Below are 230 nucleotides of genomic sequence, written 5' to 3'. Positions count from 1 at the left end.
CGCCGGCGATAATGTCTGTCTTTTTGCTGCGCAAGATCTGAATTTCATCAGGCACAGAGATCTGTGCAGGTTGCACAGACACACAGGTATAAGGCTGTGCAGCACTTCGCCAGTCAGCAAGCAAACCTGTGTAATAGCGCGATTCGTCCGGCGGGTCTGGCGAATACAAAGGTTCTGGAAACGGGCAGTTAATGTGCACCGGGCCACCCTGCTGGCGCTGGCGAAGCAGC

At 55.2% G+C, this 230-nt stretch carries 1 pseudogene; it reads right to left on the bottom strand.

The features are described from left to right. Positions 1-230: pseudogene (locus ACYP03_RS28410) on the bottom strand (2-succinyl-5-enolpyruvyl-6-hydroxy-3-cyclohexene-1-carboxylic-acid synthase); the annotation flags it as partial.

It is taken from the genome of Photobacterium sp. R1 (assembly GCF_054600795.1).
This window is presented reverse-complemented; position numbering and strand designations above follow the sequence as displayed.